At 48.1% G+C, this 20,236-nt stretch carries 38 protein-coding genes; 9 read left to right on the plus strand and 29 right to left on the minus strand.

The genetic code is table 11. The annotated features are described in order from the left end of the window. The 26 genes from Q0688_RS03910 to Q0688_RS04035 all read right to left on the minus strand — a co-directional run. Positions 1–294: hypothetical protein (locus Q0688_RS03910; RefSeq protein ID WP_299073365.1), on the minus strand; the 294-nt coding region annotated here is incomplete at its 3' end. After that, a complete protein-coding gene (locus Q0688_RS03915) occupies positions 291–1,778 on the minus strand; it encodes a phage portal protein (RefSeq protein WP_299073434.1) in 1,488 nt (495 codons plus the stop codon). The genes Q0688_RS03915 and Q0688_RS03910, both read right to left, overlap by 4 nt. A 20-nt stretch (positions 1,779–1,798) precedes the next feature. Next, positions 1,799–2,014, minus strand: coding sequence for a hypothetical protein (locus Q0688_RS03920; protein WP_299073367.1), 216 nt, complete (start codon positions 2,012–2,014; stop codon positions 1,799–1,801). 11 nt (positions 2,015–2,025) lie between these two features. Beyond that, positions 2,026–4,071: a terminase gpA endonuclease subunit gene (locus Q0688_RS03925; protein WP_299073369.1), complete on the minus strand. Its 2,046-nt coding sequence runs from the start codon at positions 4,069–4,071 to the stop codon at positions 2,026–2,028. Beyond that, the gene (locus Q0688_RS03930) at positions 4,064–4,558 is read right to left on the minus strand and encodes a DUF1441 family protein (protein WP_299073371.1); all 495 of its coding nucleotides are present in this window, start codon (positions 4,556–4,558) and stop codon (positions 4,064–4,066) included. Before Q0688_RS03930 ends, Q0688_RS03925 begins: the two co-directional genes overlap by 8 nt. A gap of 341 nt (positions 4,559–4,899) precedes the next feature. Further along, on the minus strand, positions 4,900–5,154 hold the full coding sequence (locus Q0688_RS03935; RefSeq protein WP_299073373.1) for a hypothetical protein: 255 nt from the start codon (positions 5,152–5,154) through the stop codon (positions 4,900–4,902). Continuing rightward, positions 5,111–5,470 carry a hypothetical protein gene (locus tag Q0688_RS03940; protein ID WP_299073375.1) on the minus strand — a complete coding sequence of 120 codons (360 nt, stop codon included), beginning with the start codon at positions 5,468–5,470 and terminating at the stop codon, positions 5,111–5,113. The genes Q0688_RS03935 and Q0688_RS03940 overlap by 44 nt, the downstream gene beginning before the upstream one ends. 56 nt (positions 5,471–5,526) lie before the next feature. Next, complete coding sequence (locus tag Q0688_RS03945; RefSeq protein ID WP_299073377.1) at positions 5,527–6,000, minus strand: hypothetical protein; 474 nt, start codon at positions 5,998–6,000, stop codon at positions 5,527–5,529. Continuing rightward, entirely contained in the window at positions 6,000–6,266 is a 267-nt protein-coding gene (locus Q0688_RS03950) for a hypothetical protein (protein WP_228077132.1), read from the minus strand. The genes Q0688_RS03945 and Q0688_RS03950 overlap by 1 nt, the downstream gene beginning before the upstream one ends. Positions 6,267–6,690: 424 nt before the next feature. Beyond that, positions 6,691–7,047 carry a hypothetical protein gene (locus Q0688_RS03955; protein ID WP_299073382.1) on the minus strand — a complete coding sequence of 119 codons (357 nt, stop codon included), beginning with the start codon at positions 7,045–7,047 and terminating at the stop codon, positions 6,691–6,693. Positions 7,048–7,079: 32 nt separating this feature from the next. Continuing rightward, positions 7,080–8,360 (minus strand): site-specific integrase, encoded by a 1,281-nt coding sequence (locus Q0688_RS03960; protein WP_299073384.1) that lies wholly within the window; start codon positions 8,358–8,360, stop codon positions 7,080–7,082. Beyond that, the gene (locus Q0688_RS03965) at positions 8,360–8,830 is read right to left on the minus strand and encodes a DUF4406 domain-containing protein (protein ID WP_299073386.1); all 471 of its coding nucleotides are present in this window, start codon (positions 8,828–8,830) and stop codon (positions 8,360–8,362) included. Before Q0688_RS03965 ends, Q0688_RS03960 begins: the two co-directional genes overlap by 1 nt. Further along, positions 8,827–9,108, minus strand: coding sequence for a hypothetical protein (locus Q0688_RS03970; RefSeq protein ID WP_299073388.1), 282 nt, complete (start codon positions 9,106–9,108; stop codon positions 8,827–8,829). The genes Q0688_RS03965 and Q0688_RS03970 overlap by 4 nt, the downstream gene beginning before the upstream one ends. After that, positions 9,105–9,275, minus strand: a complete 171-nt coding sequence (locus Q0688_RS03975) for a hypothetical protein (RefSeq protein WP_299073390.1) — start codon at positions 9,273–9,275, stop codon at positions 9,105–9,107. Before Q0688_RS03975 ends, Q0688_RS03970 begins: the two co-directional genes overlap by 4 nt. Further along, the gene (locus Q0688_RS03980) at positions 9,272–10,003 is read right to left on the minus strand and encodes a 3'-5' exonuclease (protein ID WP_299073392.1); all 732 of its coding nucleotides are present in this window, start codon (positions 10,001–10,003) and stop codon (positions 9,272–9,274) included. Before Q0688_RS03980 ends, Q0688_RS03975 begins: the two co-directional genes overlap by 4 nt. Beyond that, entirely contained in the window at positions 10,000–10,170 is a 171-nt protein-coding gene (locus tag Q0688_RS03985; protein ID WP_299073394.1) for a hypothetical protein, read from the minus strand. The genes Q0688_RS03980 and Q0688_RS03985 overlap by 4 nt, the downstream gene beginning before the upstream one ends. Further along, on the minus strand, positions 10,160–10,594 hold the full coding sequence (locus tag Q0688_RS03990; RefSeq protein ID WP_299073396.1) for a hypothetical protein: 435 nt from the start codon (positions 10,592–10,594) through the stop codon (positions 10,160–10,162). The genes Q0688_RS03985 and Q0688_RS03990 overlap by 11 nt, the downstream gene beginning before the upstream one ends. 12 nt (positions 10,595–10,606) lie before the next feature. Next, a complete protein-coding gene (locus Q0688_RS03995; RefSeq protein ID WP_299073398.1) occupies positions 10,607–10,762 on the minus strand; it encodes a PA3496 family putative envelope integrity protein in 156 nt (51 codons plus the stop codon). 18 nt (positions 10,763–10,780) lie between these two features. Continuing rightward, complete coding sequence (locus Q0688_RS04000; RefSeq protein WP_299073400.1) at positions 10,781–10,981, minus strand: hypothetical protein; 201 nt, start codon at positions 10,979–10,981, stop codon at positions 10,781–10,783. 4 nt (positions 10,982–10,985) lie between these two features. Continuing rightward, positions 10,986–11,330 carry a hypothetical protein gene (locus tag Q0688_RS04005; protein ID WP_299073402.1) on the minus strand — a complete coding sequence of 115 codons (345 nt, stop codon included), beginning with the start codon at positions 11,328–11,330 and terminating at the stop codon, positions 10,986–10,988. Between the two features lie 4 nt (positions 11,331–11,334). Beyond that, on the minus strand, positions 11,335–11,721 hold the full coding sequence (locus Q0688_RS04010) for a hypothetical protein (RefSeq protein WP_299073404.1): 387 nt from the start codon (positions 11,719–11,721) through the stop codon (positions 11,335–11,337). A 3-nt stretch (positions 11,722–11,724) separates the two neighbouring features. After that, positions 11,725–12,057 (minus strand): DUF1064 domain-containing protein, encoded by a 333-nt coding sequence (locus tag Q0688_RS04015; protein WP_299073406.1) that lies wholly within the window; start codon positions 12,055–12,057, stop codon positions 11,725–11,727. Further along, positions 12,054–12,212 (minus strand): hypothetical protein, encoded by a 159-nt coding sequence (locus Q0688_RS04020; RefSeq protein WP_299073408.1) that lies wholly within the window; start codon positions 12,210–12,212, stop codon positions 12,054–12,056. The genes Q0688_RS04015 and Q0688_RS04020 overlap by 4 nt, the downstream gene beginning before the upstream one ends. Beyond that, positions 12,199–12,645 (minus strand): hypothetical protein, encoded by a 447-nt coding sequence (locus Q0688_RS04025; protein WP_299073410.1) that lies wholly within the window; start codon positions 12,643–12,645, stop codon positions 12,199–12,201. Before Q0688_RS04025 ends, Q0688_RS04020 begins: the two co-directional genes overlap by 14 nt. Next, positions 12,639–13,229 carry a hypothetical protein gene (locus tag Q0688_RS04030; protein WP_299073412.1) on the minus strand — a complete coding sequence of 197 codons (591 nt, stop codon included), beginning with the start codon at positions 13,227–13,229 and terminating at the stop codon, positions 12,639–12,641. The genes Q0688_RS04025 and Q0688_RS04030 overlap by 7 nt, the downstream gene beginning before the upstream one ends. Beyond that, positions 13,216–13,446, minus strand: coding sequence for a hypothetical protein (locus tag Q0688_RS04035; RefSeq protein ID WP_299073414.1), 231 nt, complete (start codon positions 13,444–13,446; stop codon positions 13,216–13,218). The genes Q0688_RS04030 and Q0688_RS04035 overlap by 14 nt, the downstream gene beginning before the upstream one ends. Before the next feature lie 431 nt (positions 13,447–13,877). On the opposite strand from Q0688_RS04035, the gene Q0688_RS04040 reads away from it, so the two are divergent. The 9 genes from Q0688_RS04040 (at position 13,878) to Q0688_RS04080 (ending at position 18,927) form a co-directional block, all read left to right on the plus strand. Next, complete coding sequence (locus tag Q0688_RS04040) at positions 13,878–14,393, plus strand: helix-turn-helix transcriptional regulator (RefSeq protein ID WP_299073415.1); 516 nt, start codon at positions 13,878–13,880, stop codon at positions 14,391–14,393. A 104-nt stretch (positions 14,394–14,497) separates the two neighbouring features. After that, positions 14,498–14,797 (plus strand): hypothetical protein, encoded by a 300-nt coding sequence (locus Q0688_RS04045; RefSeq protein ID WP_299073417.1) that lies wholly within the window; start codon positions 14,498–14,500, stop codon positions 14,795–14,797. Beyond that, the gene (locus Q0688_RS04050) at positions 14,778–15,140 is read left to right on the plus strand and encodes a hypothetical protein (RefSeq protein WP_299073419.1); all 363 of its coding nucleotides are present in this window, start codon (positions 14,778–14,780) and stop codon (positions 15,138–15,140) included. The genes Q0688_RS04045 and Q0688_RS04050 overlap by 20 nt, the downstream gene beginning before the upstream one ends. A 2-nt stretch (positions 15,141–15,142) precedes the next feature. After that, a complete protein-coding gene (locus Q0688_RS04055) occupies positions 15,143–16,174 on the plus strand; it encodes a DNA N-6-adenine-methyltransferase (protein WP_299073420.1) in 1,032 nt (343 codons plus the stop codon). Further along, positions 16,174–16,353 (plus strand): hypothetical protein, encoded by a 180-nt coding sequence (locus Q0688_RS04060; RefSeq protein ID WP_299073422.1) that lies wholly within the window; start codon positions 16,174–16,176, stop codon positions 16,351–16,353. Before Q0688_RS04055 ends, Q0688_RS04060 begins: the two co-directional genes overlap by 1 nt. Continuing rightward, positions 16,353–17,186, plus strand: a complete 834-nt coding sequence (locus Q0688_RS04065; RefSeq protein WP_299073424.1) for a hypothetical protein — start codon at positions 16,353–16,355, stop codon at positions 17,184–17,186. The genes Q0688_RS04060 and Q0688_RS04065 overlap by 1 nt, the downstream gene beginning before the upstream one ends. A gap of 193 nt (positions 17,187–17,379) precedes the next feature. Beyond that, positions 17,380–18,027, plus strand: coding sequence for a ParA family protein (locus tag Q0688_RS04070; RefSeq protein ID WP_299073426.1), 648 nt, complete (start codon positions 17,380–17,382; stop codon positions 18,025–18,027). A 3-nt stretch (positions 18,028–18,030) separates the two neighbouring features. After that, positions 18,031–18,276: a hypothetical protein gene (locus Q0688_RS04075; RefSeq protein WP_299073428.1), complete on the plus strand. Its 246-nt coding sequence runs from the start codon at positions 18,031–18,033 to the stop codon at positions 18,274–18,276. Between the two features lie 240 nt (positions 18,277–18,516). After that, positions 18,517–18,927, plus strand: a complete 411-nt coding sequence (locus Q0688_RS04080) for a GIY-YIG nuclease family protein (protein WP_299073429.1) — start codon at positions 18,517–18,519, stop codon at positions 18,925–18,927. 120 nt (positions 18,928–19,047) lie between these two features. Here the strand turns inward: Q0688_RS04080 and Q0688_RS04085 are convergent, their stop codons facing one another. From Q0688_RS04085 to Q0688_RS04095, 3 genes are all read right to left on the minus strand, one after another. Beyond that, positions 19,048–19,503 carry a hypothetical protein gene (locus Q0688_RS04085; protein ID WP_299073430.1) on the minus strand — a complete coding sequence of 152 codons (456 nt, stop codon included), beginning with the start codon at positions 19,501–19,503 and terminating at the stop codon, positions 19,048–19,050. Between the two features lie 326 nt (positions 19,504–19,829). Continuing rightward, positions 19,830–20,003, minus strand: a complete 174-nt coding sequence (locus Q0688_RS04090) for a hypothetical protein (RefSeq protein WP_299073431.1) — start codon at positions 20,001–20,003, stop codon at positions 19,830–19,832. A gap of 17 nt (positions 20,004–20,020) precedes the next feature. Then, the coding region (locus Q0688_RS04095; RefSeq protein WP_299073432.1) for a hypothetical protein at positions 20,021–20,236 on the minus strand (216 nt) is incomplete at its 5' end.

Raw genomic sequence — 20,236 nt, forward strand, 5'->3', positions numbered from 1 at the left:
GGTAGACGCACCGCCACAAATAGCCTGCAACCATGTGGCATAACGACTGATCACGCCATTGACGTGCAGCACCGCCACCCCGCCTTCTCGCAGCTCTAGGCACTGGCCCAAGGCTTTGCCACCTTTCGCCATCACGGCTTGATACTGCGGCAAATTCTCAGCGGTGGTTTTCAGCTCGGATAAGTCCAGACTGTCCACATCACGGGCCGCTAATTGGCCCATGATGCTCAGCAATCGTTCATCAAGCGCCCAAGCGGTACTAAGCAGGTACTCAAGAGCTAAGTGCTTTTTCATTCGCTGCTGTCCTCCTTATCTTTTGATGTTGCGGCTTCTTCTGGGGCATTAAAAAGCCCAGCTAAATTGCTGGGCTTCTCAACACCTTCTTCCTCGCAGATTGTTTGCCATCGCTTCAATGCCTTGGCATTTCGGCGCATGTTTTCGTCAAGATCTCGTCCATATTCTGCGGCCTCTACGTCAATGTTAGATAGCTGATTTGATACCGCTTTTTGTCGAGCGTTAACGTCCTGCTCAGGATGAAGCCATTTAAACGCATCTGGGCGAATATCTAACGCCAGATAGTAATAAGGGTTATCGGCATAGCCGGGCGCATCGAGCTTGCCCACCAGCACCGCATCAGATAACCACCATTGCCAAATCTTAAAGGCAACTTGGAAACCGCTGAGGTTTACTTGATCAAAGCCAATGCCCCGGCGGTACTCATTGAGCAACGCCCGCACCAGCCTGTCATTCAAGCCCGCCCAGTCCCCGGTTAATAACGGATAGGGAATTTCTTGCCCGGCGGCCATTTGTAAGGCTTGCCAGCGCACAAAATCACTGTAACCGCTGCCCGTGTTGTCTCCATCAAACAGATCCAGCTTTTCCCCGGCTACCCCTCGCAACAATGTGCCAGTGGCTATGCGGGAAACTTCGTCCACGGGTTCGCTTTCATCAAATATCGGTTTGCCCGTCATTGGGTCAAACTCAAAATCATCTTCGTCAAACGCTTCACGGTACAAAAAGCCAGTGAAGTTGCTGCGCTCTTTCTTGCGCACCAGCTCGGCATCATCGTAATCATGGAACGTGCGATCTTTTAGCAGCACCGCCGCTGGATCAGGTTCGCCACGAACTTGGCCGGGGCGCAACTGTTTAAAATGGTGGATCACGTCACTGGCTGGCACTCGCTCTAAATCATGCAAGCTGACCACTTCCACACCATCTTGGGGATGATGCTTGTAAAACCAGTAAGCCACTCGAACTTTGCCCTTAAACTCAACCCCTTGAACCACTCGGTTGCCGTTCTTTAGTTTGCGGCTAAACTCCACCGGGCACAGGTCGGATTCCATTACATCCACTTGAATAGGCACCGCTAAGCCAGCCGATAAACGGCGGCGTAAACGGCGAATGAACACCTCACCACTCATGCGGCGCGAACGCACACACAAATCTACCAACGCCCCAAAGTTTTTCACGCCTTCGGGATCAAGTTGGGTGCTGCTCAGTTTCCAAAGCTCATTGGCCGCCAGTCTGAACTTATCATCCCGGCATGTGCTGAGTAACCAGAAACCACGGCCCACCTCATTGGTGGTGTTCTTGTTGATTGCACTGCGCAATAACGGGCTGTTTCGATAAGCTGCCCGGCTGCGGTTTCTCAATGGTCTGATTGCCGTAGCCAGTGAACTGTTCGGCCCCGATGCTGGAGCTGACCAACCGATTGAGCGCGGTGCTCTTGTTGCCCCTTCATACGGGGCGGCGGGCGTGGATAGCGGTTGCCCATCCATGCCCACAATGATGCTTTCTTTCATCGAATACCCCGATCACCTACCGTGACAATGCCAGATAATGGATTGCGGCGGCGGCCTGCCCGTTTCGCCAAGACTCGGCCAATATAACGTTTTGCCTGTAGCAGCTCGGCCATGCTGCGGTAAGTTACCTCTCGCCCGTTGATTTTTACGGTGAGTTCACCGCTGGCAATGGCTTCATCGAGCGCATCCAGATCATCTTGAGTAAATGCCATTGCGTTCCTCTCTAGGTTCTGCGCCTACGGCGGCGCTTGGGTTGTTCTGATATTTCCCCCGCTCCCGTTAATATCTCGCTGTTTTCATCAATCGGCTTGGCCCACGGTGGCGGGTTATCCCAGCTAATCCGATCCGCTTTGCGGTCAAAGATAATGGCCCAGCAATAAACCAACAGGTCAAAGGCTTCATTTCGGGCTGAATTAGACGGTTTGCGCCACTTCCCATCAGGGCCACGAGTTTCACAACTCAGCTCATCAAAAAAGCTCTCTGGCAACCAGTCAGGAAAATGCACATAGCGGCGGCCCGGTTCCTCACGGCCCAAGGCATTAGCCACCACGTCTTTGATTTTGTCCGTATTAAGCAGCCACACAGGCACATCACCCGCCGCGCTGGCCTTACGGTCATTACGTTTGGTGTTGTCCGGGTAGCTCTTTTTCAATAATGGGGCAGATATACGGCTGGCCCCTTTCACCAACATAAAGCGCCTAGACAAGCCCAACTTTTTCAACTTACGGAAATAGTTGTAAGCATTATCTGTCACCCCTTCTTCACCACCTGAGTCACAGGCCGTGAGTAAGATCGGCATGTGGCGGCCCGTATCATCATCAAACTGATAGGTTTTATTGATCACCTTTTCGGTGATCGCGTCCCAATCTTCCAGATAACTGGCCGGGTCAATGCGAGCAAAGCCGCTGGCCGTGTCGGGATCTTCGCGCTTGCTCTTGGTCAGGGCATAGCGGTCAATCACGATGTGTTCTAAATCTTCACCCCAGCCCACCACTTGCACTTCAAAGCGGGGCGTTTTCTTACCGCCCTGCACGTCAATGGCAGCGGTCAAGAAGCGCACCCAGTCCGGCACCACTTTCACACCCAGATCGCCACGTCTATCCATCAGGTCATTGGCGTTTCTGTCCGTGTTTCTTGGTGGCGTGAATGGTCGGCCTTGGTCGGTGTTGGTTGTTGCCTTGAGGTTTTCAAGGCTCCCGGTGCGGTCATAGTCATTCATGGCCGCCAGATACTTATAAACCAACTGGTTCCACGTTTGGAAAGCAGCACTTGGCCCCTTTTGCCAAAAGCTGGCTATTCGGCTCACTCTGGCTTCACCGTGGATCACCCGGTTTTGGTCGAGCCACTGCCCTTGAGGCAGCCACACACCATTTTTATTAAAATCATGTTTGAACTTTTCTTGGTGCATCACCCCGCAATGAGGGCAGCCCAGAAACACTTCCCGGCTTGCCTTGGTCGGGTCAATTTCATTGGTGTCATACACCAGCAATTCAAAATCAGCCTCAAACCATTCACCGCAATCCGTACACTGCCAATATCTCAAGCGGCGATCCCCTTGGTTATACAAGGAAAGAATGCCTTTGGTTGGCGGCGCTTCATGCGGGCTTTCTGGCCGATACATGGGATCGAGAATGTCAAAGCCCGGCGAACTCTCCGCCAGCACCATGCCACTGCTCATAAAAGTTTGGGTACGTTTACCCGCCAGCACCCAGCCGGAACCCTCGCCGCCCACGTCCTGTTCCATTCGGTCATAGTCCGTGAGGCCAACCCGTTTCCAGTCGGATGATGCAAAAATGTTTTTACTCGGCCAGCCTATCTTGAGGTAGTGCCCAGCCTTAAAAATCTTGTCATGTACGTTGTTATCATGGGCGCGGAGCGATAAGGCCGCCCGCACTTCTGGGCTGGATTCAAAGCTGCGGCTCAAGCGTTTCTTGCTGTACTCTCGCGCTTTTTCCTCAGAAATTTGCACCACTAACATATCAGCCGGGTCATTCACTGCCGTGTGCATGATCCACGCATCCAGCAAGCTGACCGTTTTGCCCGTTCGCGCTGGGCCAGCAAACACCACGCCATCAAACTGCCTCGATTGCAGGCAATTCATGGGTTCGTGCATATAAGGGATCAGCGAGCCATCCCACGGCACCATTGCGCCGCCTTGCTCTACATACAATAAACGGGAGGCGCTTTCCGCTATCGGCTCACGCTTGGGTGCTCGCACCAATGTGGCCGACTCGCGGCGAATCCTTGAGGCTTTGCCATAACTATTCATCAGCCACATCCATCAGTTCATTGTAAAGTTGATCGCGGAACGTATCGGTGGCCCGCTCCAGTGCATCCAACTGTTCAGGATTGAATAACCGGGTGCGTTCCATCTTGTCTGTCAAACCTTCAAAAAATGCCACGTTGGCTTTAAAGGTTCTGACCTGATCCGCCCGGACATCTTCCACCGGGATCAACTGTTTGGTTTTTTCTTCAACAGTAAGCCGCGCTATTTCTGACTGAAAATAATCTTTTCGGTCTTTCGGGTGTAGCTCATTTGGTTTGTATTCCGTTGGCATCACATTGGCTTCACCCGCAAACAACGCCGGGCCAACATCAGGAAGCGGATAAAGGGGAACACCCTTCACTTTTTTTACTGAGGAAACCCCAGCCGCATTTAATCGCTTTCGTACCGTGTCACGAGAAACCCCAAACGCCTGAGCAATTCGGGTTATGTTCCACAGGTAAGCATCATCAATTTTTGTAACGTCACCCACACTACAACGTCACCTCTTTTGTAATGATCTAGTGACGATCTTAACCGTCAAATAAAGATCAGTTTATAGCCAGTCCCTTCACCTCCCAGCCCTTGCCACACTTGAAAATCATCAAGGTGCTGCTGACGACCATAGAAAACCCGAAAATTAGCCAAACCCCGCGAGCCTACCGCCCGTGGTTAGCTTTGATTCTCTCAGGGTCCCCGGCAGTTCTGGGCTGCGAGGTGATACACTCTCTTAGGTCGTGGATAAAGTTCACTAATTCACCCAATGAACGGGGCGGAAGGTATACCCCTCCGTCCTCGGTTTCTGTCCAGCCGTTGGCCGTAGTCACACGGCCATCAACTGTTCTTATCCACTGGAGTTGCGGCGGAGTCGGATCGCATAGTCCCGCCTTGCTCGGCGGTTGGCTTGCGCACCCCATCAGACTCAGACTCACCAAACAGATCAGCCATAGCTTTGCTGGGGTCGTCGGCCACTGAGGCCCGGCGTTCTTCACGCCGTAGCCGTTTGCGTTCTCGGTTATACTCATCGTGCTTGTCCAGTAATCGGTTAAACAGATTTGCGATAGCTGTCAGGGTTGTTAGTAGTTTCATTGCCTGCCTTCCGGTAGTTACCTGCCAGCACTTCCATCAACTTCACCACCCAACGGGGCAACTTAGCCAACCATGTGGGCGGTATCCATGCCCGCAGTTGAGTGAACACATACCCAACCAAACCCAACACCGTGAGCCATTGGGCTGCTTGTTCATTGCCTAAGAACACGGCCAGCAACTCCATCAACGCCACCGGGTGTTCCGGGTTCGTTGCCAGTTCGCTTGCCATGACCGCTTGAGGCATTGCCAGGAAAGCCAGTGCAACCGCAGCCAGCCAAACCATCAACGCCGTTTTAAAACTTTTGGTTAATCCCATGTTGTTACTCCAAAAAAAGGGCGGCCCGAAAGCCGCCAATCACCTGCCTGCCCTTGCTAAATCGTTGGGAAGTTCTCCACAAACTCTTGGGGCTTGCCTGCACCCAGCGGCGTGTTGTAATACTGTTTCCAATACGCTGCCATTCCTTCCACATCCCCAGCTTTAGGGAGTGGCGCTTTCACTCGGAGGTAATGCACTCGGCACATTGCCACCGCATAGTTCAAGTTACCCATTAACTCATTGGCATCTGGCAACATGTCATCATCAAGGCTTTGCATACTTGCAAGCTCGGTGATGCCGTTTGCCAATGTGCGTTTATACGCCAGATAGTTGCACCAAATATCATCATGGGTAGCGGGTTCCATCTGAGCCAAGCCCAGTGCAGGGCCGCCGCCCAGTTGCTTGATGTATTCGCCACGCGATTCCTGCCAAATCGTCCCGATCACCAGTTGTTCCGCTGCTTCACTGTGCAAACCAAGTTTTTTCAACGTTGGTCTGATCACTAATTCCAATAGCTGTTTTGCGTCCATTAGTTGCGCCCCTTCGTTTTCAACGCTGCCACATCTTTTTCCAGCTCACCTACACGGCGGAGCACCTCACGGTTATCCGCAGTCGCCCGGCGTGATTCATCACCCAGCTGAGCCACTTGCACTTGCAGTTTGCTGAGTTCAATTTGATTGGAATTAAGTGTTGTCCCCACCCAAAGCAGCAACGCAACGGTGATGGCTGACACGATACCGAACAACGCCCGATCCGTGCTTCCCACATGCACTTCATTGCCTGCTGTTTTTTCCATACATCCCGCGCCCATAAAAAAACCCGGCACAATGGCCGGGTCACAGTTTCAATTCATATTCAAGCTAACTTATGCACTAAAGGGGCGCTAACCCTAACTAATCCCTGCCCTTTGGGCTTCATGCGGGATACGTTGCAATCACATGCTGGCTTAACTGATAACAGGTGCAGCCAGAAACAAACACCCTGAAACTCAGCACTCATCTACATGATTTCGCCCTCCCGCGCCCATAAAAAAACCCGGCACAATGGCCGGGTTCAAGGATATGGAAACAATGTCTAAGCTCTCTTGTGGCGCACAAACACCACGATGGAACAAACGATAGAGCAAACCGCCACTTTCGTCAACCCTTGAGTGTAATTAATAAACTCACAGTGTAAAACCACCCACCTGCAAAGCCGCTTTTTCTTGTGTTTGTGACCTGTCACAACATCAATTTAAGGGCTTGATTCGTGTGGTAGCAAGCCGAATCCCCTTTAAATAAGCCCTTGCAGCCACCGGGCAGCTTATCCCCGCACTTGCCACAGCATCCCAGCTCAGCCAGTTGGGCGTTCAATCGCTCTTTATCACGGTGAATGAGCAACGCCACGTATTCATCAGCGGTGTATTCGCCACGGATACCGCCCCGGACTTTGCACAGTTCGGCCAAGTCGGTGCGCTCGGTGGCCGATAGCTTAACCTCTACCACCTTAATATCAAATTGTTTGAGCTTTTCACGGCTTTTGCGCTTGCGTTCTGCCGCTTTGGTGCGCTTCTGGTTTTGCTTCTCTTGTTCAGTCATGGGCTAAAAACATTCTCCTTTGTGATGAATCCTTACATGCTCAGTGAAAGCCCGCCGTTAACCGCTTGCTGGCTGATCGAGTGATCCGGCTGTCTCGGTATTGTCTCGGTGGTGTTTTTAAGGAAAAAAAATAGACCTTGGTGGGCTAACCAAGCGTGATACTGCTCCAGTGCTTGGCGTTTCTGGGCCTCAGCAAAGGTGTGGATGTAGGTCTGATCAAGTTTGCTCATGGCGTGATTGAGTAACAGCTCACCCACCATGTAATCCGTGCCCAAGTCCATCCAAATGGTGCGGGCTACCTTTCTCAGATCATGGGATTGCCATTGGCTTTCACTCACTGACTTAATGAGCGTATTGGCTTGATTTCCATTTAAGGGCTTGCGTTTGGTTGAGTTCGGGAAGATGTTCACGCCCTCATAACCTTTTGTTTTTTGCTGCTCTCGATACAGGCGCAACAATGCCACGGCCTGATCCGTTAGCGGCAAGGTGTGTTCTTGTTTGGTTTTGGTGTGCTCAGCGGGAATGAACCAACGGCGTTCTGATAGGCTGATATGCTCCCAACGTGCCCGGCGTGTTTCTCCAATCCGGGTGCCGTGCATCAACATCATCAGCACCAGCATCAATTTATCATGCTTAATCGGTCTTAAATCGGATAACAGGGCCGCCACTTCATCACTGCGAATGGCTGACGGTTTTGGGGTGATCGGGGATTCAATAAAATCACTGAATTGATACCCGGCCACCGGATTGTTCGCCACCATCTTGAGCTTATGCGCCCGTTTAAAGGCTTGCTTGAGTACCGCCCAGATTGAACGCACATAAGCCAGCGAATATTCAGATTGCAACGGCCAAAACAGATATTCATCCAATTCCGCATGGTTTAGCTCTTGAATGGCATGATGGGCCAACCTTGGCAGCAAATGGCGGCTAATGGCTGACTTAATGGCGCTTTTGCGGGTTTTACTGAGGTTACGATCAGATAAAGCACGTTCTTGATACCAAGCAAGCAGATCAGCCAATGAATGAAATGACTGGCTCACGTTCTGGCTGTCTAAATCACGGGCCAACTCGGCTTGAATCTCAGGGAGTTTGTTTAAAAGGGCTTTGGTGGTCAGTTCAGGCCAGTTTCCCAGCTTGCGCCAAATCGTGCGGCCCTTGGCGTATTTCACCACAAACCAGCTGGCTGCGGTTCTGTCTGAATGAAAGCGTAATCTGAGGGGGTGACGAGGGTCTTTTAATTGCCGGGTTTGTTCATTGGGTAAGTGTCGTTTAATTACGGCATCAGAAAACGACACTAATAATGTTTTGCTCATTATTCACACTCTGCCCCACCTTGAAAATCATGCAATGACACCACCGGGATGTTCAATTTCTCTGCCAGTGCTCTTTCTGCCATTGCTCCTTTCGAGTGCTCAGCGTTCGGCAGCTCAACCACCAGATCAGCCAGTGGTAAATTCACCATTGAAATTGCCATGTATTGGGCCTCTGTCAGTCCTTTAGGGTTATTCATTGGTGAAATCACCTGATAACCCATGTATGACAGCTTGCGGGCGGCATCTTCAAAGTTAGGGCGGTTATAGTTTTCAATGTTTGAGATTGGCCCGCTAATATAAACGATAGGGTTTGCAGCCTCTTGCCACACCACGCGCCCCCAGCGGTCAATCACCCCTTTACGGCCACATAGCATGACAAACTGAACAGCATTAAACGCCACCGCACCCCTTGCAATAAGATCGGCCAGTTTTCGGTTAGCCACTGGAATAAATTGATTTGTGTTGTTCATTCCTGTTCCTCAATCATGCAACGGTTAGCAAAACGGATAAGCTCATGGTGCCCTTGCTCCACCAGCTTGCATTTTTCACCCGCTGGCGTGTCTTGGTCGGCTATCTTCTCGATCAACTCCAGCATGGTGCTAGCTGCGGTAGCGGTTGGCCTTTCCACGGCCACAAACACCAAGGCCAGCACATCACCATCAATCTCACTGATCTGCATCTTGGCTGAGGCGGCCCCCAGCCCTCTTGTTTGTTTAATCAGCTCATTGGCTGCACTGCTGCACATCATCCAGCCGCCCCAAAAGTAACAAGAAAAAGAAGATCAACCAGTCGAGCCATTGACTCAAGTAGCAGCTGACCAATGCCCCAGCCTAATGAAAGATAAAGCCCTATTTTGTAGTAATGGCCTGATTTTGATTCAATCAGGCTCACCATGTTTAAATGCGGCTTGATCATGCTTGAGCCTTGATCATGGTTTCGCGCATCATCTGAACCTCAACAATGAGATCGATTAAATCCGTGTCGTCATGCTCAGGTTTGCCAAGAGCTTTTGAAAGGTCGGCTCTTACTCTGTCCTCTGCATCACCAGCCACAGACAAGAATGCAGCAAAAACAGCCATCAGGTAATCAGCCTCATGCACGGCATCAAAAAGGGCATGATGTGGGTGTGGGTTTTTCTTCAAATCATATTTAGGGTCAATGCCAAGCAGTAAGCGGCCCATTAACACCGCCGTTCTCAGGCTTTGATTGCCGCCATAATGCCAAGGCTGTTCAATGCCAACTTGTTCACAGGCATTGGATAGAATCACGTTATCAAACTCAGGGCCGTTGCCCATTACTTGGCGTTTAGCTTCACCGAAATGACAAGCAAAGAAGGCATCAAGCCCAGTGAGTACCATTTCAAGCGGGGAACGCTCAAGATCGAGGGAAAAGGCTTCGTTATAAGATTCAGGGTGATCAGCTTTTACTTTCTCCCACCACTCCAGTGTTCCCGTGTCTTTTTCACGGTTGAATTGAGAATCTAAATCACAGCGAGAATAAAAGCGGGCCACTTCTACTTGCTCCAGTACGTTAACAATGACGCACCCAACAGATAAGATCATGGCGTTTGGTGTTCTTGCAGCCGTTTCAATATCAACCACGGCAACCAGCGGGGTCATGTTTAATTCAGTTAATGTTTTCATTGTTCGCTTTCCTGCTTATCTCGGTTTATCAGCTCTAACTGATAAGCCATTAAAATGGTGCTTAAATCATTGCGGTTCACTTGGCAATCTTCCCCACCACCTGAACCCAATGCCGCTGCGCTTAGGCGCTTAAATGCAGCCATCACACTTTCTGAATCAGTTTTCATCAAACCCATCCACTTGCACTTCAAAGCGGTCAACAGCCTTATCAACACTAATAACAGGCTCTTTTCGTGCTTTCGTGCTTTCTTGCTCTCGTTCTCTGGTTCGGTCTTTCAATGACTCCAGCGCACGTTCAATATGTTGGATGGCTTCGGCGTTCTGCTTACAAGGAAACGGGCCAGCCTGAAAGCAAGACAAGCGGTGATGGCAAACAGCCAGTAAGGTTTCCAGCGTTACGCCATTGCGCCCGTGTTCATCTGGGTGGCCGTTCTGAAAGTTAATGGTGCCTAAGTCTTTGGTAATATCTTCACCCTCAACAATCACAGCCACATAATTGTTCTGGGCACCTGCTGGATTAACAGGGCCAGCGGCAAAGATACGGATCGGCTCATCGTCATTGACTCGGTGAGTGGTTATTTCGTTCAGCATGGGTACTTCCCTCTAATACATGAAATCTTGATTCATTTGGCGCTGTTCCATTAAATCTTCAATCCTGCGGCGAACGGCTACCGCTTTCGGGTTTGGTTTATTCTCAACAGTCTTGTTTTTGGATGCTTTGCTATTAAGTGGGTGATGTGTGCTAGACGTTCTTAACATTGTTTTCATTCCTTAATATCAGCTAAGTTTATGAATGGCTGCTAATGTGGCATAAGCAGTTAACTTGGCATTGTTAACATTCTCTTGATGGGCGGCGGCATCTTTTAGAACAATTAACCGCTCGTAATCATTCAGAGGGGTTTTGTCCAAAAGTTGCTTTATTTCTTTGAGCACATTTAAAACAGATTCTTCGTTTATTTTTGCTTCATTTGGTGCCATCAGATCAGCCCTCCATCTTTGCTTCTTTGATTGCCTCACGGCGACCTTTAAACCAATGGCGGCGAGCTTGGCGGCGCAAATGCTTCTGATTAGTTGGTACGTGGTTTTTAATCATCTTTGTGGTAAATGGATGCTCATACGAACAGAACCCTGATTCATTCCAATCCTCGGCCATATAGCGCACATAAGATTTTGAATTACACTCAGGACAAGGAAGAACACCACCACTATCCAGATAAGTTTCGCCGTTCTCATCACTCCCGCCGCTGTCTGCATCCCATAGATAACCATCAATGCAAACACTATCCGGGTAATGCGCTCCAAACTCATAACCTTGGTAATCACACATTGTTCTATCTCCCTAACTTGGTTAAAACATGATTGCGACCTTTAGCCAGCCGCCGTTCATAGGTTCTTAGGCTTAAATCCAATTGGTGAGCCTTTTGCATTTGGTTTAGTGGTTCGCCATCATCAACACCAATGAAACGGCCAAGGTACTCAAAGCGCACCACTTTGACGGTGATCGGGTCAGTGATAAAAAGCTGCATCAGTGCCGCTTCCACTTTGGCTTCAATGCAATCAACAATGGGGGACGAACCGCCGCCACTGCCAAACATCATGTGGCCTTTACTCTCGATCATCTTCGCCATCATCGAGCTACCGCTGGGCATACAAACGCCACCAGACACGCACCAACGTGCCCAAGCCTCAAAAATCTGATCTGCTCCCCTGCGGCTCACGGCTTAAACTTCCTCTATCGTTACGGGATAGCGGGCCTCTACTTGCTTTTTCTTGAGCTTGTAAATATCTGTGCGAACGCCTTTAACATCGATCACATGCACTGAACCATCAGCGTGAAACTCAACAAAATCCGCTTTGTAGACCACCCCACCTTCAAGGTGAAAAGGCACCTGCATCAAAAAGGTAAGCACCTCCCCGGCACGTACCCGAATCTTTAACTGGCAGTAATAACCTGCCTCTTTTTGGCTATCGAACGTGATCCCATCGATCTTTGATTTTCGATTGCCGTATTTACTGCGGCCCACTGGCTTTAGGGTGTGGCGTAATGGCTTCATTTCTTACCTTCTGGCTTTCCTAGCCCTTGAACAGCCGCAGCCATGCAAACATCCACGGCTTTACCATTGAACGGGCCACCTTTGACATAACGATCAGCGGCGGCATTGCTTCCCTTAGTTGCCTGAGCTTGTGAATAGCCTTTAGATAGCAGCAAGGTGAGTGCGTTTTTTCGGATGAACTCGATCACGGGCTGCCCTCTGTTTTTTGTTATGAATTTGCTTGGCCTCGGAATACATTTCCTCTGGCGTTAAAAAATGGCGGCAATGGCGGTTTGAGTTGGTCACATACAGATCACCAACTCTAATTGGCACCGCGTTAGACACTTGGCCTTTCACCACAGCAAACAGCGCCCCAAGTTCCCGCAGCGTTTCCGCTTCCAGTTCGGTGAGAATGGTTGGCAGTACCAGCGCTTTACCTAAGCCCGCGCCGTGACTTATCACCAAATTACGTAGCTGCTTTGCTCGCTCTGCTGGATTTTTTGGGTATCGCATATCAAAGCGGGTGATGTGTGGCGACACACTACAAATTTGATCAGCAATCTGATCGCGGTTTTCTTCGCTGCCGCCAATAAGGCCAATAATCAGCATTCCTTAATCTCCTTTAATTTACAGCGGCGGAAACTAGCCACCAGCTCATGCAGCTGGCCCAGTGATTCCACTGCCACGCTTTCAGCCTTAACAACCGAAAGCACCGCCTCTAACTCACCCACGGTGACATTTGAAGCAATCCAATGACGAAAAACCCGATCAGCGCCGGGCAACTCCACCAGCTCGCGGGGAAACTTGGCTGATTCAATCAACCAAGTGGCCCACTGCTGAGGCAAATCAAACAGGGTATAAATGGCAAAAACATCCACCACCGGGTGGCTTGGGTTAGACTCGGCCACCACTCGGCCATCACTTGTTCTAACCTTCAACCCCGTGGCTGTTTCTTCTACTTGAAACAAACCAAGGCGCTCACTGCATTCAAAAAACTGGTTCATGCTTTCTTGTTCTGCACTTAGTACCACCAGCCATTCAGCGCGGGATAAGGTCACACAGGATTCACCCACGGCGGCCAGCTGCTCTTGCACCTTCAAGAAACGGGCAAAACCAACCAAGCCCAGTTCATCTTCCAGCCGCTTAATAAACGACTCAGCCGATAAACCCACCGGGTACTTAAACCAGCTCACGTTCAAACCCTTCAATGACTTTCACGCGAGCAATAGGGCGGTAGATTCCATTAAAATCCACCTCATGCTTACTTTTAATCACTATGTTGATAGCTGACGGAAACAACGGCGAACGCTCGCCACGAATCCAAGAAGCAACCGTGCGCGGGTTCTCTTTCAGGATCTTGGCGGCGGATGGGATGCCACCCACTTTTTTTACCCAAACGGGAAATTCCACTAACAAAGCCCTCTTTACACTCACAGTGTAATAATTACACTTAAATAGGCTTGGAATCAATGATTTTTGCTAGTTTTGCCACTTTGTGTGTAAAATTGCGCTATAGATATAAAAAGGCGCTTGTGAACGTGGGATTTACTCGGCATTCTATTTTGTTGCTTAGGTTGCAAACTGAGTGGTCAAGATAGGCAGGAAAAGCCGCCACTTATTGAGGCGTTACTTATTTAAGAAATAATAAATAAATGATAGAAAAGAAAAAAAGCACACTTTTCTTATTTTACATCTTATAAATGTGCATTGATTACAGGGAGTTAGCGGGCAGCGTGGTAATATAGCGCCCAAGCTAACCGCAGGGTTTTTAATTTAATATATAACGGGCCATAGGCCGAACGCTTGAGAACTCAGGCGTTATAAGTAAAAGGCAGCTCACCATGTCTGAACTAAATAAAATAGTTGGCGCACGATTACAACAGTGCCGCAAGGAACGTGATTGGACGCTCGAACAGGTTTCTAACCAGATCGGTGCGACTCTCCAGCAATATAGTAACTGGGAGCGAGGGATTCGCCCCGTGTCATTAATTTACCTGCATAAGCTCGCGGCGTTATACAGCAAGAACGGCGGCTGGCTATCTGGTTTTGATGAACAACAAACTGACACCAAAGGCCCAACAATAACCATTAATGACACTCTCATGGATAATGACCTTGTAAAAGGTGATGAGGTGCAAATTGATAGTTCAGTAACAGTGCCAAGCACCACGGATATGTTCGCCATAAAAGTGAATGATCAGGTTTGGGTTCGTTGGATACGCCCGGAACTCGATGGCAGTTATACCATCAGGGCCGTGGATGCCAAACACTGGCCTGAAATGAAAGTGGGCAGCCTTGATGAACTCAAGAAACTGGAAATTATAGGCCGGGTTCACTGCATAAAACGCCACATATAAAAACGGGCACGGTCAAAAAACCGTGCTTTTTTAGTGGCAAAAGTTACACATAGAGTGTAAATTCTAACCCCTGAAACATATATTTAAACTTGGGGTATAGAAAAATGACTCAGCACACTTGTGTAGCCGCACTGGCTCCGGCACCAGTATCAGGTAACTTTGCAGCAATCACCACACCAGAAAAACAAGAAATGGCCCTGACCAATTTGCACGGGTTCGGTTCAACATGCGCCGGAATGGCTGCACTTGCTAATCAGGCAATCAATGAAGGTGAGCTGACCATCGAGACAGCCCAACACCTTGCCAACCTCGCGGAAAAACTCCAGCAAGAATCTAACATCATCACACACTTACTTTCTGACCTTTTCCTTAATGGGGCGAGTTATGAGACTGATAGAAAATGATGTGATTTGTGAATCTGAACAAAACCTGACGGATGCAGAATGCCGGGTTTTGTTTGGATTGGCAGAAGGTGAAACCCCTACCGATATAAAGAACGCCCTTCAATGCGACACCATGAGCCTGAGAAACATAGAGATCAGGCTTATGGATAAGTTAGGCGCTAAGACTAAAACCCACATTGTAAGCCGTGGGTTTGTTTTGGGTGTTCTTTTCAGTCGGGCGCTTTGTCTTATGTTGGCTCTAGCAATGAGCCACCCCGGTGACGGTTCAGACGATTGGGCACGTTTAGCCCGTGGAAGCCGCACTTCTCGAACCATCCGAACCAGAACAACAAGGGACGCATAAACATGGCCGACTTAAACAACCACGCAAGCAAAAGCAATCCAACCTTTCGCAATCAGACTTCAACCCCTGAATGGTTATTTCAGGCATTCAATTCTGAATATTCTTTTGACTTAGATGCAGCGGCCACCAAAGAATCCGCTAAATGTTCGCTTTACTTCACGCCGGAAACCGATGGCTTAGCCCAAGACTGGGTGGGCGCAACAATGAATGTGGATGATGCCACCGTGTGGGTGAATCCACCTTATTCAGACATTGGCCCGTGGATGCTAAAAGCACAAGAAGAACAAGCCAAAGGAATTACCACCTGTTTACTTGTACCCCATGACAACCGTGCAGAATGGTGGCCTATCAACATAGCCAGCGAGATCAGGGACATTGTGGGCTATTACGATGATCGGGTGTACCTATCAGGTAAACAGAAAGGCACAGCCTATAAAAAGTGGTGCTCCGGCGGTATTCGCTTTGTGGATGCTTCAACCGGGAAAGAAATGCCCCACGAACTCAATAAACCTATTTGCTTGGTTGTTTTCCGTCCCGGCCATGATGGCCCATGCCAGCAAACCTTTGTTAGTAAGCGTGACTTACTTGATATTGGCCGCGCCATTGTTAAAACAATGGGCCGCACTCTTTGTGAACTGGAAGAACACAGCACTGACTTTAACGAATGGATCAGGGCTTGTGCCGCAGCCGTTGGCCTGTTTGGGGCTAAACGTCACTATCCAAATGCAGAAGGGAAAATGGCCCTAATGGCAGCAATGGGAGGCCAGGAATTTAAAGACCACACAGCCGGACTGAGTGTCAAGCAGAAACTAGACGCTGAAACCTTTTGCTTTGCCGTGTCCACTTACCATGTGGATGAGCTAAAGCACACCCTTACCCTGCCCCAGTTCGTGACCGTTATCCAACAACTTAAAACCGTCAATGATAACGGTGAGCACAATGGTAGCAAGATCATGACTAAACGAGACTTGCGCAAAGCCTTCATTGACCTATTAAACCAAATCAACCAAGAAGAAACACAGGAAGCCGCCTAATGACAAACAACCAAACCACCACTGGCCCAGCAAGAACCGGAATGAGCTTTAATCACCCCGGTTGGAAAAACGTGAACAACCTACCCCGTAAAAGCATCATTTCAACAATGGTGACTTATGTGCTTAATGAGCGCCGTTACCGTCACCAGCAAGCCATCAAGATGGGAGGGAAAGCCTAATGGATTTCGCGCAAGCCTTAGCATCAGCCGATTCATCCGATCTGCTTGAGGCGTTCATTCATAAGTTCAACGGCGTGATCGAGGAATCAGACGATTTAGCCGGACAAGTTAACATACTCACCAGCCAGCTGGATGGGTACAAACGCCAATGCAGTGAGCAAACCAAAGAAATTGAACAACTGAAAGCCACCAATGCCCAGCATGAAGAAGCACTGATCGAGGCGGAAGGCATAGCTAAAAAAGCAATGGGCATGAATGACGAGATCAGCCGCCTTAAAGTGCAAGTGGCTACAGCACAAGATCAACTCAAAAAATACAAAGGTGAAGGTGATCCAGCTCGTCTTAAAAAACAAATTAAGCGACTGAAAGAGAATGGCACCGAAAACCAAAAGCGCATCAAATCGCTTGAGACTGGTATCAAAGAAGAACGCACCAACCGTGAAAAGACACAAGTGAACCTGAACAATGCTATTGGCAACATTTCAGAACTTCAAAAACAACTGGCCCATGATACGGGTAGCGGCTTATATCATAACGGTGAGCACCACCTTATTATCTGGCCTCAAAAAACCAAGATGCAAGACGATGAGGGCCGCACCTTTGAGGGTCGTTCTCTGCTTTATCTTCACCAAAGTGGACGTGGCGGGCTAATCACTTTTAACCCAGAAACCAATCAAGCCAATTTGTGTGCAGCGCCTAAAGGTGGCTTGCGCCCAAGTGTTGAGTGCAAAGATTTTGCAGCCGATTGGCTTTATAAAGTGAATGATATTCAAGAGGGTATCATTCAAGAAGAAGATATGATGCCAGTGAATTACAACGGAAAAGACTTCTAAACCCACCAAATAAAAGCAGGGTTCAATCCTGCTTTTCTTCACTTTGTGACCTGTCACACCCTCCCCGCTATCCCTTTTTAATATTTTCGTGCTTTCGTGCTTTCTTTCTTTCTGGCTTTTCCCTATACTTCATTTCAACACTTGCACGAAAGCACGAATGCAAGAAAGTAAGATAATTTAAGGGAGCCAACCAATGGGATATAAATTAAGCATTATCAATCAAAAAGGGGGCAGCGGTAAAAGCACCATCGCCCGCGCCATAGCCACTTGCTATGCCACTGCGAAATGGGATGTGAAAATTGCTGACCTCGATATAAATCAATCAACCAGCTTTGAATGGTTACAGCGCCGCTTAACAAACAAAATTGAACCAGTTGTGGCCGTTGAGGCTTTTGGCTCAGCTAACCAAGCACTAAAGCAAGCAGATAATTACGATATGTTTGTTTTTGATGGCGCACCAACAGCCAGCCGCACCACCCAGCAAATCAGCCTTGAATCTGACTTGGTGATCATCCCTACCGGGTTAGCCGTTGACGATTTAAAGCCATCTGTAGTTCTTGCCAACAACCTGACCAAAGAAGGCGTGGACAAAGAAAGAATTTGTTTTGTGTTCAACCGTGCCACTGGTAGCGATTCTGAATACCAAGAAGCATGTGAATATTTACAGCAAACCCCCTATTTCCTGATCGATGGCCGCATTGAAGATAAGCCATGTTACCGCCAAGCAATGGACTTGGGCCGATCAGTAATTGAAACACGCTTTAAGCAGCCCCGTGATAAAGCTGAGAAAGTAATCCAGAACATCATCAACCGATTAGAAACATTAATAGAAGGCGCATAAACAATGAAAGGCCCAAGCAAACCAGCACCAAAAAAATTGAAAGGTGATGCACCAGTGACCAATAACGATACTGGAGCCGTTGGAAATAACCTTAAAAAGAAAGGAACAGGCCAAGAGCCTTTGAACTTCAAAGTGGATTCTGAATTTAACCGTGATTATCGAGTGTTTGCAGCAAGTCACGGCATGAAGCTCAACGAACTGCTTTATGCGTGTTTTGAATTGTACCGGGAACAAAAGGGCGGGAAATAAGCCTGAAATGTTTTAGGCGGCTGACTCTCTTACCTTTCAGCCGCCTGAATGTCACACAACCAACCAATGGGAATGATCATCATGTCACAGGAACAATATAAACTAATCAATCAATCTCGTCTAATAGACTTACCAACTTTACCAGCCGGGGAAGTTTTTCAATGGCTTATGACCAAGCCAGATTGGATGCAGCGCGGCATCATAAGACTACTGTCAAACCAGTAGAACAAGGAGGTTATCGTGGGGGTTATTTACGTTTTAAAGCCAAGCAACGAAGATCCATCAATAAAAATAGGCCGAACAAAATATTTACCTGAGAGAATAAAGCACCACAAAACTAAGTGGCCTAATTTAAAGCTAATTGGGTATTTAGAAATTGATGATGAAATAAGGTTTGAGAAAGTCATTATAGATACACTCAAATCTTTTCAGTTAGGAAACAAAGAGTTATTTATTTTAAGTGAGTCTGATTATCACTCAGTGAAGCGGAAAATATCTAATTGGCTAATAGAGTACAATTCGCCTAGTCCAACTAACTATACGGATGCTTGTCAATGTTGGGGGCCAGACGGTAAGGCGTTTTATGTCATCCCGCCAGACTGGAAAAGTCAAGGAACTGAAATCCACAATATAATTTTAAAAGCCATTTAAAGCAAAAAGGAGCACATCAGTGCTCCTTTTTTAGTTAAACAGTGGTAGTTGTTTAACGTAATGCTGTACTCGACTTAGCAAAGTAAATATAACTCTATACGGGGAATATTGCCACTAAAATCAATTTGTAATCAGCTCAACGTCACTACCTTCAATCATCAGTGTTGATGGGCTAACATCAATATACTCATCGGTAGCAGCACGAACAAAACGGCCAGAAACCGACACCTCAACACCATCAGGCTTTTTTGATACTTTTACACTTGACCAAGTATCATGCTTGCTTGATTCCACGTAATGTTTACCATCCCAGTCAACTGACATTGATATAAGTTGTGTTTGTTCTCGCTTTTCGCTTTTTATTTTACCCACGTCCACAATCCGCTTGGCAAACGTAACAGACATATAATTATCATGAGAACCTTCACTTAAAGACATACTAACAGCGGGTTTTCCTCCCAGTGTTGTATCAGTGATAAGCCTAGCCTGATCAACTGTTACTTCTTTATTGCCAGAATCAGAACACCCCACCAAAGCTGAGACAACAAACAAAGCCATAACTAATTTTTTAATCATTTGGAAACTCCATTTTATTATGAGAGCTAGAGCTTATCCGATCCCCCGGCCAAGTGTCGAACAAGAGATCATGAAACTGAAACGGGAGGGGCTAAATTGAGGTGCGTCAAATGACCATTATGTTAAATGGGCAAGTTTGCTGCTTATTTTGGTTAATTGGTGGAGCATCCAAAGCCAAAGATAAAAAAAGCCCCAGTTATCTTTTAAATAACCGGGGCTTTGTTGTGTTGTAAATTTGTTACATAAAGGGCGCTTTTTCATCAGCTGATTTGCCCGATCAGTTTCGGCCTGTTTTCAGGTTGAAACAGCCAAAAGATCAAGTTTTCTCAAAAAGCCTTCAATATGGCCCGTTTCAGCTCTCTGGCAGCCCTGCCAAACTTCATAAAAGCAAAGGCGCGGGATTTTATTTCATCCAGACGAAAGCAAGCCAATGGGATGGCCTGCCCCGCTGATACCGTTTGAGCGTAATAGTATCGCATAAGTATCAATTCATTTTTCACTTGATTAACCTTCTTTCTTACTTTCTGCCTTTCGTGCTTTCTTCCTTTCCTTCCAAAAGGCTCAGCTGATCTTCTTCGCTTTCGCTCTCAGGCATAACAGGTGGCTGCTGTAGGTTTTCGGTTAAAGCCATCAGGTTGGCTTCCAGCTTATCAGCACGGTTATTGGCACGGCCCAGCTCTGCATTTACTTGTTTCATTTCGGCTTGGCTGGCTTTCAGGTCAGATTCAAGCGT

The sequence above is a fragment of the uncultured Paraglaciecola sp. genome, from assembly GCF_937123705.1.
In the GTDB taxonomy this organism is placed as follows: Bacteria; Pseudomonadota; Gammaproteobacteria; order Enterobacterales; family Alteromonadaceae; genus Paraglaciecola.